We start from the raw sequence: 15,441 nt of genomic DNA, 5'->3' as shown, positions 1-15,441 counted from the left end.
AAGTCAATAGTCACTAATCAGGGGGAGAGACTTCTCAGGATCAGGGAGGCAAGCAGCACCGCCGCGGTAGGCGCGGTGTCGAGATTGTATTGCAGCTGCACCGGGTTGATGAAAGGACACATCACCATATAGACCGCCAGGGTCGCCTCATCCAGCGGAGTTTTGCGCTCGAACTCGCCCGCCTGGCGGCCTTCGACAAGAATTTGACCAATCAGCTGCTGCAGATGACCGGCATACTGCTCCGTTGAGGGCCATTTATCGCGCGCCGCGACGGCGGCGATGTCGTACAGTTTGCGATCCTCGAAAAACAGCTCACTGCCGGCCTCGGTCAGCGCCCGGAAGAGTCGGCGCAGCTTTTCACTGGCGGAGGGCGCATCGGCGATGGCCTCGCTGACGGCCACCATGATCTTCTCCAGCCGGCTGGCGCAGATTGCTTCGCCAATCGCCTGCTTGGAGTCGAAAAACTTGTAGATATAGGCTTTGGAAAAGCCTATTGCTTTGGCGAGATCGGTGACCGTGGTCTTTTCATAGCCATAGCGACTAAAATGCGCCATGGCCGCGTCAAGTATCTGGTCGCGAACGCTGTGGTCAAGGGGGCCACGGCTTGCTGGGGTGGAGGTATTTTTCGTCATCCGTTTAGCTTAATGCGATCGCTATCGTTTGACAACGAGTGACGTTATTATGATTTGGTCACAATAACGCCCCGCCCTGATCCTCTCTCTCGCCGCGTTACGCCTCACGCGCCTCATTATTTATCGCGCCGGCAGGCAGACAGCCCAGGCCTTGCAGCGTCATATGTACGGCACGATCGAGTGGGGTATGCGGCTCCGCGCCTAAAAAGGCCACCAGCTTATCGTTGCGCAGGCGTACCGGCAGACGCCAGAGATAGTGCATCTCGACCATTTCGCGCAAGGTGGCGTTGAAGGGCGCCGCCAGCTTCACCAGCCACCAGGGAAAGGACTTCACTACCGCCCTGCCGCCATAGCGGGCGACCACCCGCTGGATCGCCTGGCTCATTTCGCTGCCGTCCGGGTCCCAGTGGCCCTGCATATGGAAGCGGGCAAACGGCTCAAGCTCATGCCTGCGGGCCAGCAGCGCGGCGATGGTGGCGGCGACGTCGGGCAGCCAGGCCCACTGGTGCCCCACGCCGATCCCCCCCGGGCGGCGAATGACGCCGGGAAGCTGACCGGGCCTGATCAGCCCCTGGGAAAACCAGCTATTCCCGGCGCGCGGACCAAAAAAATCCCCCGCCCGGACAATCAACGCCCGGCCGCCGCGCTGCACATAATCCTCCAGCGCCTGCTCCATCTCCACCCGGATGGCGCCTTTGCGGGTCACCGGCTGTTGTGCGGCCTCTTCCGCAATCAGCGGAAAGGCATCCGGTCCATAGTTATAGACCGTGCCGGGCAGGACAACTAACGCCCGCTGCTGTTCGGCGGCCTGCAGGGTGTTGCGCAGCATAGGCAGTACCTGCTGCCGCCAGTGCCTGTAGCCCGGCGGATTGACCGCATGGACGATCACGTCGCAACCGGCAGCCGCCGCCGCCACCTGCCCGGCATCCAGCGCGTCGCCGGCTATCCACTGCATCCCCTCTTCGGGGCTGCACACCTGGGCGCCGCGCTTCAGCGCCCGAACCTGCCAGTTGTCCGCCGCCAGCCGGCGGGCCACTTCCCCGCCGATGCCCCCGCTTGCTCCCAGAATAAGGACCTTGCCGCTGCTGTTCATCGTCTTTCCCCGTTCGCTAATGGATGCTTGACAGCCTACCTGCCGCTCATATCAAATGAAATTGCATATCATCATCGAGCGGCTATACATTTTTGTATGAATACCTCTATTCCCTGGGAGTGGTACCGAACCTTTCTCGCCGTCCTGCAGGAAGGCTCTTTATCGGGCGCATCGCGCACTTTGAACATCACCCAGCCGACGGCGGGGCGCCATATCGCCGGGCTGGAAGCCGCCCTCGGCCAGGCCTTATTTACCCGTTCGCAGACCGGCCTGCTGGCGACCGACGCGGCGCTGGCGCTGCGGGTGCACGCCGAGGCGATGGCCAACACCGCCCGGGCGCTGGCACGCACGGCGGCCAACTTTAGTCGCGACAGAACCGATCTGCGTGGCGTGGTGCGCGTGGCCGCCAGCGAGGTGGTCGGCGCCGAGGTGCTGCCGCCGCTGATTGCCCGGCTCAGGCAGGCGTGCCCGAATATCGTCATCGAACTGATGCTCTCCAATCGGTTTCAGGATCTGCTTCACCGGGAGGCGGATATCGCGGTGCGGATGGTCGCTCCGCAGCAGGAGCAGCTTATCGCGCGGCGTCTCGGCAGGATCGAGCTCGGGCTGCATGCCGCCGATGCCTATCTGACCCGCCGGGGTCGGCCCGCTACGCCTGAGGAGCTTGACGGTCACGCGCTGATTGGTTTCGACAGCGCCACGCCCCTCGTTCGCCGGGCGCTTGAGCGCTACCCCCGTTTCCAGCGCGAGGCGTTCGCGATGCGCACCGATAGCGACCTCGCCCAGCTGAGCCTGATCCGCGCCGGGGCGGGGATCGGCATCTGCCAGGCGCCCCTTGCCGACGGCATCACTCCCCTGCGGCGAGTGCTGGCGGCCGACTTTTCTCTGTATCTCGAGACCTGGCTGGTGATGCATGAGGACCTGCGCCATAGCCCCGCCTGTAAGCGAGTATTTGATTTCCTCGCCGAGGGGTTGCAGGCGTATATTCGCGGCCCACTGGCGCGCTGAGCCACCCGCCTCGCGGGTAACTCCTTCCCTGCTGAAATAGTCACTCATTGACACTGTAAATACGGCATTGTATAAAACCCCGCCTCAATAATGAGTTTCATTTGCATTACTTCCATTTGCTGGTCATCCACTCGCCTGTTTACAAGGATAGCGTTTAATGAAGAAGGTCCTCTGCGCGTTAGGCTTGATGTTCACCGCCGTCAGTTCCGCGCTGGCAACAACCTACCCCCTGACGATTGAAAACTGTGGCTATCAGGAGACCTTCACCCGGCCGCCGGAGCGCGTGGTCGCGCTGGGGCAAAATACGGTCGAAATCCTGCTGCTGCTTGGGCTGCAAAAGCAGGTGGTGGCCAGCGCCTTCTGGCCGACCAGGGTATTACCGCAGCTGGCTGAGCAAAACGCGAAGATTAAAACCCTGACGGTGGAAATCCCGAGCCTGGAATCCGTACTGGCGCAAAATCCCGATTTCGTTCCCGCCCAGTTGCCGCTGCTGCTGGGGCCGGAAAGCAAAGTCGCCAAGCGTGAAGATCTCGCGACCGTCGGCGTGAACAGCTACGTGTCGCCGGGGATGTGCGCCACCAAAAAGGCTACCGGCGATATGTACGGCAGCCGGCAGAAGCTGTGGGACATGACCTGGCTGTATCAGGAAATTAGCGATTTTGCCCGCATTTTCAACGTGGAAGATCGTGGCCAGGCGCTGATCGCCGATTTCAAAAAACGTGAAGCCGACCTGCGTCAGGAGTTCGGTAAAAGCAAAAAAGATCTCTCCTTCGTCTTCTGGTTCTCCAGCGCCTCGCCGTCGGCCGATGCCTATGTCGGCGGCAAAAACAGCGCCTCCGGCTTTATCGCCAGCGTGCTGGGCGGACATAACGCCATTACCGCCGAGACCGAATGGCCCACGGTGAGCTGGGAGAGCATCATTGCCGCCAACCCGGACGTGATCGTGGTCTCAAGCCTGGATCGTAACCGCTGGGCGCTGGATAAGGCCGAGGAGAAGATCAAATTCCTCAAAAGCGATCCCGCCGTCAGCCAGCTGGAGGCAGTGAAAAAAGGCCATATCGTGGTGATGGACGGCCAGGCGATGAATCCGACCATCCGCACCCTCTACGGCGCGGAACAGGTGGGCGAACAGCTGAGAAAAATGGGGCTTAACTGATGAGCGTCGCCGTGCTTCAGACGCGCCGCAGCATGCTGCTCACCGGCTGGTGCGTCGTGGCAGTGTTCGTGCTGGCGCTGGTGATAGCGGTAGGCGTCAGCGTTGGCGAACTGCCCATCCCGCTGCACAACGTCTTTTACGCTATCAGCAATAAAACCGGCTTAACCGCGGTGCCTCTCAATCGTATCTACGAGAGCGTCATCTGGGACTTCCGCCTCAGCCGCGCCCTGGTCGCCGCCTGCTGCGGCGCCGGCCTGGCTATCTGCGGCGCCGTGCTGCAAAGCCTCCTGAAGAACGCCCTCGCGGAGCCCTACGTCCTCGGCGTCTCCGCCGGGGCCTCCACCGGCGCGGTATCAATCGTGGTGCTGGGCCTTGGCGCCGGGGCGATCTCCCTCTCCGCCGGGGCGTTTGCCGGAGCCTTCGCCGCCTTCGCCTTTGTCGCCTTTCTGACCAACGGCGCGCGCGGCGGCAATGAGCGCACCATCCTGGCGGGCGTCGCCGCCTCGCAGTTATTTAACGCCCTCACGGCCTACACCATCAGCACCTCCGCCAGCGCGCAGCAGGCGCGCGATGTGATGTTCTGGCTGCTGGGCAGCTTCAGCGGCGTCCGCTGGCCCGAATTCCAGCTGGTCCTGGTGGTGGTTCTCGCGGGCCTGGCGGTCTGCCTGTGGTATGCCCGGGCGCTGGACGCGTTCACCTTCGGCGACGATGCCGCCGCTTCGCTAGGCATTGCCGTGCCGCGCGTGCGCCTGATCCTCTTCACCACCGCGGCGGTGATCACCGCCACCATCGTCAGCATGGCCGGCTCGATCGGCTTTGTCGGCCTGGTGGTGCCCCACGTGATGCGCTTCTTCTTTGGCCCGCTGCACCGGACGTTGCTGATCGCCAGCGCGCTGGCGGGGGCGATCCTGATGGTGCTGGCGGACATTGCCTCGCGCCTGCTGATTGCCCCGCAAAGTCTGCCGGTCGGGGTGGTGACCGCTCTGGTTGGGGTGCCTTTCTTCGCCGTGATTATCTACCGCTCAAGGAATAAGTGATGAGTATTTGCGCTGAAAATATCACCTGGAAGGCAGGCAAAAAGGTCATCGTCAATACGGTCTCGCTGCGGGTGTCGCGCGGCGAAACGGTGGGACTGCTGGGGCCCAACGGCTGCGGCAAATCCTCGCTGCTACGGGTTCTGGCGGGCCTGCGCCGCCCGGATGCGGGTCGCGTCACCCTCGACGGCCAGGACATCGCCAGGATGGCGAAAAAGCAGCTCGCCCGCCGGGTGGCGTTCGTCGAGCAACACGGCATGACCGAGGCCAATATGCGGGTGCGCGACGTCGTGCGCCTGGGGCGTATTCCGCATCACTCACCGTTCTCAAACTGGAGCGCTCAGGATGACGAGGCGGTCACCGCCGCGCTGCAGCGGGTGGCGATGCTGGAGAAAAGCGACCAGGGATGGCTGAGCCTCTCCGGCGGCGAGCGGCAGCGGGTGCATATCGCCCGCGCCCTGGCGCAGAACCCAAGCGAGATCCTGCTGGATGAACCCACCAACCATCTGGATATTCACCATCAAATGCAGCTGATGCAGTTGATCAGCGAGCTGCCGGTGACCAGCATTGTGGCCATTCACGATCTTAATCATGCCGCGATGTTCTGCGATTCGCTGATCGTGATGCAGCAGGGGCAGATCCTCGCCAGCGGGACGCCGGAGGAGATTTTGTCCGAAGCGCTGCTGTGGGACGTTTTCCGGGTGAAAACCAAAATCGAGATCTCCCCGTACCACGGTAAAAAGCACATTCATTTCATCGTTTAGGTTTGGCGTATATGCCTCTCTTCTCCCTGCGCCCTGCGGCGACCCTCTGGCCTCCCGTTTTACTGGGAAGCCAGTTCGTTTTTAATATTGGCTTTTATGCGGTCGTCCCTTTCCTTGCCCTCTTCCTGCGCGACGAGATGCTGCTCTCCGGCGGGCTTATCGGCCTGATCCTCGGGCTGCGCACCTTCTCCCAGCAGGGCATGTTTATCATCGGCGGGACGCTGGCCGACCGCTGTGGCGCTAAGGCGATCATCCTCGCCGGCTGCGTGGTTCGCGTCGCCGGCTATCTGCTGCTGGCGTGCGGCACAACGCTGGAGCCTATTATCCTCGGCGCCTGCCTGACCGGCGTCGGCGGAGCGCTGTTTTCCCCGTCGATCGAGGCTCTGCTGGCGCGGACCGGTACCCACAGCCAGGCCAACGGAAACCGCAGCCGCGCCGAGTGGTTTGCGCTGTTTGCGGTGTGCGGTGAACTGGGGGCGGTTATCGGCCCGGTGGCCGGAGGGCTGCTGAGCGGGATCGGCTTTCGGCATATCGCCCTCGCCGGCGCGGGGCTGTTTCTTCTGGCGCTGCTGGTGCTCTTTTTCTGTCTGCCCGCCGACGGGCAGCGGACACAAACGCGCAGCCGGGTGCCGTGGTGGACCCCTTTGCGTCAGCCGCGCTTTGTCGCGTTTATTATCGCCTACAGCTCATGGCTGTTGAGCTATAACCAGCTGTACCTCGCCCTGCCGGTGGAGATCCAACGCGCCGGCGGCCGTGAGCAGGATCTGGCGCCGCTTTTTATGCTGGCCTCGCTATTGATTATTACCCTGCAGCTTCCTCTCGCCCGTTTCGCCCGACGTATTGGCGCCGTGCGCATTCTGCCGGTGGGCTTTCTGCTGCTGTCGGCTTCTTTTGTCAGCGTGGCGTTATTCGCCGCCTCGTCGCCCGCCGAAGGCTGGCTGCGATTATTGCCGTCGGCCTGCTTTGTCACGCTGCTCACCCTCGGCCAGATGCTGCTGGTCCCCTCAGCCAAGGACCTGATCCCGCTGTTCGCCGAGGAGTCGACGCTGGGCGCCCACTACGGGGCGCTCGCCACGGCGGGGGGTTGCGCGGTGTTAGCCGGGAATTTGCTGCTCGGCCATATGCTGGACCAGGCGCTCACCCCCACGCCGCAGGCGGTCTATCCCTGGCTTCTGCTGGCGCTGTTTCCGTTGTGCAGCGCCGTGGCCCTGCGGGCGATCTGCCGCCCGCTGGCGGCAACCTGACGCTGAGCGGGCAACGGCCCGCTCAGGAAGTTAACCGGGAGAAGCGCACGGAGGCCAGCCCGCCTTATTGTGCCGCCAGCTCGCGGCGAACGATCTCGGCGCCGGCGCTTAAGGCGTGAAGTTTGCCGGTCGCAACCTGGCGCGGCAGCGGCGCCATACCGCAGTTGGTGGACGGATAGAGCTTGTCGGCATCGACGAACGCCAGCGCCTTGCGCAGGGTAGCGGCCACCTCTTCCGGGGTTTCGATAGCATGGCTGGCCACATCGATGGCTCCGACCATCACCTTTTTACCGCGGATCAGTTCCAGCAGATCCATCGGCACCCGCGAGTTGTGGCACTCGAGAGAGATAATATCGAGGGACGATTTCTGCAGCTGTGGGAAGGCCTCCTCATACTGACGCCACTCAGAGCCCAACGTTTTTTTCCAGTCGGTATTGGCCTTGATGCCGTAGCCGTAGCAGATATGCACCGCCGTCTCGCACTTCAGCCCTTCGGTGGCTCGTTCCAGCGCGGCGATCCCCCAGTCGTTCACCTCATCGAAGAAGACGTTGAAGGCCGGCTCATCGAACTGAATAATATCGACCCCGGCGGCCTCTAACTCTTTCGCTTCCTGATTGAGGATTTTGGCGAACTCCCAGGCCAGCTTTTCCCGGCTTTTATAGTGGTTGTCATACAGCGTGTCGATCATGGTCATTGGGCCCGGCAGCGCCCATTTAATCGGCTGACTGGTGAGCTGACGCAGATAGCGCGCGTCCTCAACGAAGACCGGTTTCTGGCGCTCCACGGCGCCCACCACGGTTGGAACACTGGCCTCATAGCGGTTACGAATTTTCACGATCTCGCGTTTGGCAAAATCAACGCCGCTGAGGTGCTCAATAAAGGTGGTGACAAAGTGCTGCCGCGTTTGCTCGCCGTCGCTGACAATATCGATCCCGGCCCGCAGCTGGTCGTCGAGGGACAAACGCAGGGCGTCGCGCTTGCCGGCCAGTAATTCTTCGCTGGACAGTTTCCAGGGCGACCACAAGGTCTCTGGCTGCGCCAGCCAGGAAGGTTTCGGTAAACTGCCGGCGGTCGATGTCGGAAGCCATGTTTTCATAATCAGTAGCCTTTTATTTTGGTTTAGCAAAGCGCGAAGTTAGCAGACCATTGCTCAAGCAACGTCTTGTGCGGGTTGATAAAATGTTGTTGTGTAAATTTACCCTGCTCTATCGCCAACAGGCTGCGCTCTTCCCGGTCATAAACAATTTTGGTGACGGAATGATCCAGGTGATTGAGATTGGGCTGATAGTATTGCCCCGCCGCAGAATTCGCGTTGTAGATCTCCGGTCGGTATATTTTCTGAAACGTCTCCATCGTGCTGATGGTCGCGATCAGCTCCAGGCTGGTGTAATCGCTGAGCAGATCGCCGGAAAAATAGAAGGCCAACGGCGCGACGCTATGTTTTGGCATAAAATAGCGCACCTGCAGCCCCATTTTGCTGAAATAGCGCTCGGTCAGCGAGACGCCTTCCTGGGCATATTCAATGCCGAGGACCGGATGTTCGTTGCCAGTGCGACGGTAAACATCTTTGCTGGATACGCTCAGGCAAATCACCGGCGCCTTGCTGAAGCTGGTCTTATAGGCGCTGGACTGCACGAAATCCTTAAAGATATTGCCGTGCAGCTCGCCAAAGTTTTCGGGCACGCTGAAGCGGTTCTGGTCTTTATTATGCTCCAGCAGCAGCACGCTAAAATCATAATCCCGCACATACGAAGAGAAGTTATTGCCGACGATACCGGCATGGCGCTCACCGGTTTTTTTATCGACAATATGCGTTTGCAGGATCTCTATCACCGGAAAACTGGCGGCATCCTGAGCAATATTCATCTCGACAGAAATAATATCCAGTTCCACCGCATAGCGATCGTTGTAGGGATTATCCCAGTGCGCCAGGGTATTAAACCGGTTATTCATCATGATTAACGTATTGCGCAGATTGTCCTGACGGCTCTCCCCTCTGGCCAAATTGGCAAAGTTGGTGGTAATACGCGTATTTTCCGCAGGGTTATAATTTTCATCAAACCGGCTGCGCTTAATCGTATAGGTAAATTCGTTATTCATGGCGATTGTCCATCCTGGTGTCGGGCATAAAGCGGAATAAGCGGAGTATTTTCCACAGGCGACGCAGAGTCAGACCTGGCGCGCTTCAACCGGTAAATGTTGTTGATTCGTTAATGGGTCTATTTTTGCCAGAGTCGGTGATGGAGGGAAAGCGACTTAAATTCATTGCAACATGAGCTATCCTCATGTTGCTCCGCTAAGCGCCAGGTGTACTCGAGGTATCGTCATGATGCCATGATCAGGGGCGGCAGTTCAGGCCACGTCAGCCTAATAAACGTTTGTGGTGTGAATGTATGCCAGGGTACAATCTTTAACCACTATAATACGTGCTTTAACATAGCCGTCGTACCCGTTTAGCTGGAGCTTTTGTCGTACAGAATGATTGTTGATATCAGTATTATGTCGATGTGCATGGCCGTGCTGCTGATTATGAGCGTACTGCTGAATTAAGAGGCTCCCGAACACAATGACACCCGCTCTCATCTGACCTTCACATTCGCGAGGAATAAAGGAGATTCAGAGGATTCGCGCCGCACGGGATTGTCCCGCCTGCCGCTGCCCTCTACTCTTTTGGTACTTGTTAATCGAGGAATACCAGATGAAAAAAGCTCTCCTTGCCCTGTTCGCTATCGCCGCCGTGGCCGCCGCCAGCGCGTTTGCCGCCGATAAAACCGACGCCCCGACGCCCGTTGTCGACAACGGCGGTCGTCCTCCGCTGGAGATGGGTCATGGCCCCCAACCGCCGTTCCCGCCACCGTTTCCGCCGCGCAAGCCGGTGCTGTTTTCAGCAACGGTCGCGACCGATACGCCGGCGGAAACCATTAACAAACTGACCGCCCTGATCCCCACCGGTCAGGCGAAGCACTACGAAGTTCACGTTGAGGTGGTGCCGGTTGCGGAGGATGCCGACGGGAAATAGCCCTGGCGTGGGCGCTCTGCATGAGTCCTGCGATAATAAAAAAGCTGCCGCTTATCGCGGCAGCTTTTGTTAGCTTGAATAAAACAGAATGCTGAAAATTAGCTGCGCACTTTACGGTAGATAAACAGCACGACCAGCGCACCGATTACCGCCACCACGAAGCTGCCGAAATTAAACCCGTCGACTTTGCCAAAACCAAAGAAGGTACTGATCCAGCCGCCGACCACGGCGCCGATGATCCCCAGAATAATGGTTACAATAAACCCGCCGCCGTCTTTCCCCGGCATAATCCACTTGGCTAAAATACCGGCAATAAGTCCAAAAATGATCCAGGAAAGAATACCCATGGTTAACCGTCCTCTTGTTACCTTTAAGCATTTCGTATTGAAAAGAGTAGCATATATAACGAGATTGGATCGGTAATAATCTATTTATTAGATAATTTCTTGCCGCCGCGCGGTAGCGCTGCTGGCCTGATGTTTCGCGCTGGCGGCCCCGCCCCCGCTTATTCCCCTGAAAAAAGGGAGGCTATTCGCCTCCCGGTCATGACTTATATTACCGCGGTGGTTAGCCGCGATGAACAGCATAATCGCGACTGTTCGTCGAAGATTTCAATTTGCCAGACCTGGTGGCGAGTCCCGACGTGCAGCGCTTTGCACACGCCCCGCACCCGGCCCCCGCGCGCCGAACGAATGTGGTTGGCGTTAACCTCCAGCCCCACCACCTTCTGTTCGCCTTCGCTGCACAGATAACCCGCCACCGACCCCAGCGTCTCCGCCAGCACCACCGACGCCCCACCGTGCAGCAGGCCAAACGGCTGCTGTGTGCGCCCATCCACCGGCATGGTGGCCTCCAGCGTATCGTCGGTAAAGGTCTCAAAGCGAATATCCAACAGCCCTACCATGTTTCCCTCACCGAGTCGGTTGAGCTGCTCCAGCGTGGCCTGACGTTTCCAAATCATCCGATTATCTCCAGTAACGCCTGCAGCGGATGGCGAACGCCGCTGCCTTCAATGCGCTTCACCTGGCTGCGGCAGGAGTAGCCCGTCACCAGACAGCGGTTACGCGGCAGCCGCTGCATCGCCTGCTGCCAGGAGAGCGCGTAAATGGCCAGCGAGTTGGCATGGTTTTTCACTTCATGACCATAGGTGCCTGCCATCCCGCAGCACCCGACGCTGACGTTTTCCAGCTTCGCGCCGAAGTGGGCAAAAATCTCTGCCCACTGCTTCGTCGCCGCCGGCAGCGCGGTCACTTCCGTACAGTGACCGAACAGGTACCAGGGCTCGCCGCCCGGATCGGGACGGGCGTCGGCGGTCAGGACCTTCGGCAACCACTCATGGACTAACAGCACCTGAAAATCGCCGCGCTTGTCGCCAAGCGTTTGCTTGTATTCATCGCGGTAGCAGAGCACCAGCGCCGGATCGACGCCGACCAGCGGCATACCCAGCTGCGCCACGCGGTTAAGGAAGTCTGCCGTTTTCTGCGCGGTGCGCGCGAAGCGGGTCAGGAATCCTTTAATATGCTGCGCCTTGCCGTTCGGCGAGAACGGCAGCAGCACCGGCTGATAGCCTAAGGCCTCAACCAGACGGATAAAGTCAGCCACCACCTGGGCGTCGTAATAGCTGGTAAAGGGATCCTGTACCACCAGCACCATCTTCGCTTTCTGCTCGGCGCTTAGCGCTTCGAGCTGCTCAAGGGTCATGTTGGCGGAGCGGTGGCCGGCCATCTGCTGCTTCAGCGACGGCGCCGAGAGCAGCGGCAGATCGACCATCCCGATATGCTTCTCCGACAGCTTTTTCAGCCACGGCTGGTTCATAAAGAAGTTAAAAGTCTTCGGCGCCTGGGCCATCAGCGGCGCATAGGATTCCACCGACGCCACCAGATGATCGCGCACCGGCCGCAGATAGCGGCTGTGGTAAAGCTGCAGGAAGCGTGAGCGGAACTCCGGGACATCGATTTTGATCGGGCACTGGGTCGAACAGGCTTTGCAGGCCAGACAGCCGGACATCGCCTCTTTGACCTCGTGCGAGAAATCATATTCCCCTTTGCGCGCATGCCAGCTGTTGCGCGTGCGCGCCACCAGCGAGCGCAGGCTAACGCCCTGCTCCGGCAACGCCTTCTCCAGCTGATTGGGGTCGACGCCGCGATCCGCCAGCAGACGCAGCCATTCGCGGACCAACGTCGCCCGCCCTTTCGGCGAGTGGATGCGCTGGTTGCTCACCTTCATCGACGGACACATCGGGCTTTTTACGTCAAAGTTGAAGCACAGCCCGTTGCCATTACACTCCATCGCCCCGCGCCAGGCGCTGCGCACCGCGATAGGGATCTGCCGATCCCAGGTGCCGCGCTTCACCGCGTCGACTTTCATCATCGGCGCGTCAATCCCTTCCGGCGGACAAATTTTCCCCGGGTTCAGTCGGTTATCCGGATCAAAGACCGCTTTGATCTTCCGCAGCTCGCCGTACAGCGCCTCGCCAAAGAATGCCGGGCTGTACTCGGCGCGGAAGCCTTTGCCATGTTCCCCCCACAGCAGACCGCCATACTTCGCCGTCAGCGCTACCACATCGTCGGAGATCTGCTTCATCAGCACCTCCTGCTGCGGATCGCACATGTCCAGCGCCGGGCGCACGTGCAGCACCCCGGCGTCGACGTGGCCAAACATGCCGTAGCTCAGGCCGTGGCTGTCGAGCAGCGCGCGAAACTCGACGATATAATCCGCCAGGTGTTCGGGCGGGACGCAGGTATCCTCGGCAAAGGGGATCGGCTTGGCGGCGCCTTTGGCATTGCCCAACAGGCCTACCGCCTTCTTGCGCATGGCGTAGATGCGCTCCACTCCATCAAGATCGTGACAAACCTGCCAGCCGATGACCCCCGCCTCGCTGCGAGCCATCAGCTCGTCCAGACGCTGGCACAGGGTGGCGACCTGCTGGTCAATCAGCGCCGCGTCATCCCCGGCGAATTCGACGATATTGAGCCCGAGCATCTCTTTATCCGGTACGTCGGTGATCAGTTCGTTCACCGAGTGCCAGACGATATCCTCGCGCGCCAGATTGAGGACTTTAGAGTCGACGGTCTCCACCGACAGGGCCTTGGCCTCCACCATAAAGGGCGCATTTCGCAGCGCAGAGTCAAAGGAGTCATATTTGACGTTGACCAGCCGGCGTACCTTCGGCAGGCGGGTAATATCCAGCCGCGCTTCGGTGATAAACGCCAACGTCCCTTCCGAACCGGTTAAAATACGGGTCAGGTCGAACTCGCTCATCTCATCGTTAAAGACGTGGCGCAGATCGTATCCGGTGAGGAAGCGGTTGAGTTTGGGAAACTTATCAATGATTAGCTCGCGCTGCGCCTTGCAGCGCTGGTAGACCGTATTGTAAATCCGCCCTATCGTCGAGGGCGTATTGCCAAGCGTCTCCGCCAGCGCCACCGGCACCGCCTGGGTATCGAGGATATCCCCGCCCATCAGCACCGCCCGCAGGCCAAGCACGTGATCCGACGTTTTACCATACACCAGCGATCCCTGACCGGAGGCGTCGGTGTTTATCATCCCGCCCAGGGTGGCGCGGTTGCTGGTGGAGAGCTCAGGCGCAAAGAAGTAACCATAGGGTTTAAGAAACTGGTTTAGCTGATCTTTGATGACTCCGGCTTCGACGCGCACCCAACCCTCTTCGGGGTTGATTTCGATAATGCGGTTCATATAGCGGGACATATCGACGATAATTCCGCCGTTCAGCGCCTGGCCGTTGGTGCCGGTGCCGCCGCCGCGCGGGGTGAAGATCAGCGATTTAAAGCGTGGTTCGGCGGCGACCCGCGCCAGTAACGCTACGTCTGCCGTGGAACGTGGAAACAGGACCGCATCCGGCAACAGCTGATAGACGCTGTTGTCGGTGGCCATCGTCAGCCTGTCGGCATAGCTGGTGGCGGTATCGCCGGTAAAACCCTGTTGCTCCAGTACCTGCAAAAAATTCAGCACCAGTTGAACTACCCCTGGCGCCTGAGAAATTTGTGGGATCATCACACTTGACCCTGCCTGACTATGTTGTGTTTGAAAATATTGTGTTGGTGCTAACTAAACGTTTGCGTAGCGCATTCAACTTTTTATCACATTTTTTTCATATGCGCCCACGTGTTTTCTGTGCAAAATCAGCCCGGCAAAATTATTGATATTATTATCAGTACATGGATTTACGCGGCGCCAGCTTTTTGGCGCGACTGGAAAGGTAAAAATTCTCTATGATTAACCCCCATCAGCCTCGGGACATACCGCAAATACTGCTGTCGGTGCTGTTCCTGGCCCTGATTATCATATCCTGCCTGTGGGTTGTGCAGCCGTTTATTCTGTCCTTCGCCTGGGCCGGCACCGTGGTGATCGCCACCTGGCCGGTGCTGCTGCGTCTGCAGCGCGTGCTGTTCGGCAAACGGATGCTGGCGGTGCTGGCGATGACCCTGCTGCTGTTTTTGCTATTCGTGATTCCTATCGCTCTGCTGGTCAACAGCCTGGTGGATAACAGCGTTCCGCTGATCAAACTCATCAGCAGCGGAAATGTGACGCTGCCGGATTTCGCCTGGCTCAACAGCGTGCCGCTGGTCGGCGATAAGCTCTACGCCGCCTGGCATGGCCTGCTGGATATGGGCGGCTCGGCGATTATGGCCAAGGTTCGCCCCTACATTGGCACCACCACCAGCTGGTTTGTCGGTCAGGCGGCGCACATCGGCAAGCTGCTGGTCTACTGCGGCCTGATGCTGTTGTTCAGCGCGCTGCTTTACTGGCGCGGCGAGCAGGTAGCCTACGGTTTTCGCTATTTCGCCACGCGCCTGGCGGCTAAACGCGGTGACGCCGCCGTGCTGCTGGCCGGCCAGGCCGTGCGCGCCGTGGCGCTGGGCGTGGTGGTGACGGCCCTCACTCAGGCGGTGCTGGGCGGGATCGGCCTTGCCATCTCCGGCGTGCCCTACGCCGCCCTGCTGACCGTGGTGATGATCTTTACCTGTCTGGTCCAGCTCGGGCCTTTGCTGGTTCTGGTGCCGTCGATTATCTGGCTTTACTGGAGCGGGGACACCACCTGGGGCACCGTGCTGCTGGTGTGGAGCTGCGTGGTCGGCACCATGGACAACGTTATCCGTCCGGTGCTTATCCGTATGGGCGCCGACCTGCCGATGATCCTCATTCTTACCGGCGTCATTGGCGGCCTGATCGCCTTCGGCATGATCGGCCTGTTTATCGGTCCGGTGCTGCTGGCCGTCTCCTGGCGCCTGTATGACGCCTGGGTGCACGAAGTGCCGCCGCCGCCGAAAGACCCCGATGTCGTGCTCGAAGAGCTCAGCGAGCTGGAGGCCGGGCGCAAGTAATGCCCTGTCAGGCGGGGGGACCCGCCTGTCTCCCCCCTGGACAATTGTTAAGCAAAATTTATTGATCGGCGGCAAAACGCCAGCCTTGTACGCCCCTCACCCGCTTTTACCCTCCCGGTCCTTCACAACAATTTAACTATTGAGAG

General features: G+C 59.9%; 14 protein-coding genes. 7 read left to right on the top strand and 7 right to left on the bottom strand.

Annotation, left to right across the window (positions count from 1 at the left end; translation table 11 throughout):
- Positions 1-17: 17 nt before the first annotated feature.
- Both ACLH1U_RS01975 and ACLH1U_RS01970 read right to left on the bottom strand, forming a co-directional pair.
- On the bottom strand, positions 18-632 hold the full coding sequence (locus ACLH1U_RS01975; RefSeq protein WP_065805468.1) for a TetR/AcrR family transcriptional regulator: 615 nt from the start codon (positions 630-632) through the stop codon (positions 18-20).
- Between the two features lie 97 nt (positions 633-729).
- A complete protein-coding gene (locus ACLH1U_RS01970) occupies positions 730-1,725 on the bottom strand; it encodes an NAD-dependent epimerase/dehydratase family protein (RefSeq protein ID WP_411299006.1) in 996 nt (331 codons plus the stop codon).
- A 96-nt stretch (positions 1,726-1,821) separates the two neighbouring features.
- Here ACLH1U_RS01970 and ACLH1U_RS01965 point away from each other — a divergent pair, with 96 nt between their 5' ends.
- The 5 genes from ACLH1U_RS01965 to ACLH1U_RS01945 all read left to right on the top strand — a co-directional run bounded on the left by ACLH1U_RS01965 (position 1,822) and on the right by ACLH1U_RS01945 (position 6,931).
- A complete protein-coding gene (locus tag ACLH1U_RS01965) occupies positions 1,822-2,733 on the top strand; it encodes a LysR family transcriptional regulator (RefSeq protein ID WP_087824091.1) in 912 nt (303 codons plus the stop codon).
- Positions 2,734-2,890: 157 nt separating this feature from the next.
- A complete protein-coding gene (locus ACLH1U_RS01960) occupies positions 2,891-3,889 on the top strand; it encodes an ABC transporter substrate-binding protein (RefSeq protein ID WP_032453249.1) in 999 nt (332 codons plus the stop codon).
- Positions 3,889-4,926 carry a FecCD family ABC transporter permease gene (locus ACLH1U_RS01955; protein ID WP_032453250.1) on the top strand — a complete coding sequence of 346 codons (1,038 nt, stop codon included), beginning with the start codon at positions 3,889-3,891 and terminating at the stop codon, positions 4,924-4,926. The genes ACLH1U_RS01960 and ACLH1U_RS01955 overlap by 1 nt, the downstream gene beginning before the upstream one ends.
- A complete protein-coding gene (locus ACLH1U_RS01950) occupies positions 4,926-5,687 on the top strand; it encodes an ABC transporter ATP-binding protein (RefSeq protein ID WP_023290094.1) in 762 nt (253 codons plus the stop codon). The genes ACLH1U_RS01955 and ACLH1U_RS01950 overlap by 1 nt, the downstream gene beginning before the upstream one ends.
- A gap of 11 nt (positions 5,688-5,698) precedes the next feature.
- Positions 5,699-6,931 (top strand): MFS transporter, encoded by a 1,233-nt coding sequence (locus ACLH1U_RS01945; protein ID WP_411299005.1) that lies wholly within the window; start codon positions 5,699-5,701, stop codon positions 6,929-6,931.
- Between the two features lie 64 nt (positions 6,932-6,995).
- On the opposite strand, the gene ACLH1U_RS01940 is transcribed toward ACLH1U_RS01945, so the two are convergent.
- Complete coding sequence (locus ACLH1U_RS01940) at positions 6,996-8,027, bottom strand: methionine synthase (protein WP_023290096.1); 1,032 nt, start codon at positions 8,025-8,027, stop codon at positions 6,996-6,998.
- Positions 8,028-8,050: 23 nt separating this feature from the next.
- The gene (locus ACLH1U_RS01935) at positions 8,051-9,031 is read right to left on the bottom strand and encodes a DUF1852 domain-containing protein (RefSeq protein WP_032453251.1); all 981 of its coding nucleotides are present in this window, start codon (positions 9,029-9,031) and stop codon (positions 8,051-8,053) included.
- A gap of 598 nt (positions 9,032-9,629) precedes the next feature.
- On the opposite strand from ACLH1U_RS01935, the gene ACLH1U_RS01930 reads away from it, so the two are divergent.
- The gene (locus tag ACLH1U_RS01930; RefSeq protein WP_064154444.1) at positions 9,630-9,950 is read left to right on the top strand and encodes a hypothetical protein; all 321 of its coding nucleotides are present in this window, start codon (positions 9,630-9,632) and stop codon (positions 9,948-9,950) included.
- A 98-nt stretch (positions 9,951-10,048) separates the two neighbouring features.
- Here the strand turns inward: ACLH1U_RS01930 and ACLH1U_RS01925 are convergent, their stop codons facing one another.
- The 3 genes from ACLH1U_RS01925 to ACLH1U_RS01915 form a co-directional block, all read right to left on the bottom strand.
- Positions 10,049-10,297 carry a GlsB/YeaQ/YmgE family stress response membrane protein gene (locus ACLH1U_RS01925; protein ID WP_004203110.1) on the bottom strand — a complete coding sequence of 83 codons (249 nt, stop codon included), beginning with the start codon at positions 10,295-10,297 and terminating at the stop codon, positions 10,049-10,051.
- A gap of 203 nt (positions 10,298-10,500) precedes the next feature.
- The gene (gene menI / locus ACLH1U_RS01920; RefSeq protein WP_023290099.1) at positions 10,501-10,911 is read right to left on the bottom strand and encodes a 1,4-dihydroxy-2-naphthoyl-CoA hydrolase; all 411 of its coding nucleotides are present in this window, start codon (positions 10,909-10,911) and stop codon (positions 10,501-10,503) included.
- Complete coding sequence (locus ACLH1U_RS01915) at positions 10,908-13,964, bottom strand: FAD-binding and (Fe-S)-binding domain-containing protein (RefSeq protein WP_194859929.1); 3,057 nt, start codon at positions 13,962-13,964, stop codon at positions 10,908-10,910. Before ACLH1U_RS01915 ends, menI begins: the two co-directional genes overlap by 4 nt.
- Before the next feature lie 218 nt (positions 13,965-14,182).
- On the opposite strand from ACLH1U_RS01915, the gene ydiK reads away from it, so the two are divergent.
- Positions 14,183-15,295: an AI-2E family transporter YdiK gene (gene ydiK, locus ACLH1U_RS01910; RefSeq protein ID WP_023290101.1), complete on the top strand. Its 1,113-nt coding sequence runs from the start codon at positions 14,183-14,185 to the stop codon at positions 15,293-15,295.
- Positions 15,296-15,441: the final 146 nt, after the last annotated feature.

This window comes from Klebsiella sp. 1SOBk5mer, from assembly GCF_046603115.1.
In the GTDB taxonomy this organism is placed as follows: domain Bacteria; phylum Pseudomonadota; class Gammaproteobacteria; order Enterobacterales; family Enterobacteriaceae; genus Klebsiella; species Klebsiella quasipneumoniae.
The sequence above is the reverse complement of the archived record's forward strand: the minus strand, read 5'-3'. Positions and strand labels throughout refer to the sequence as shown.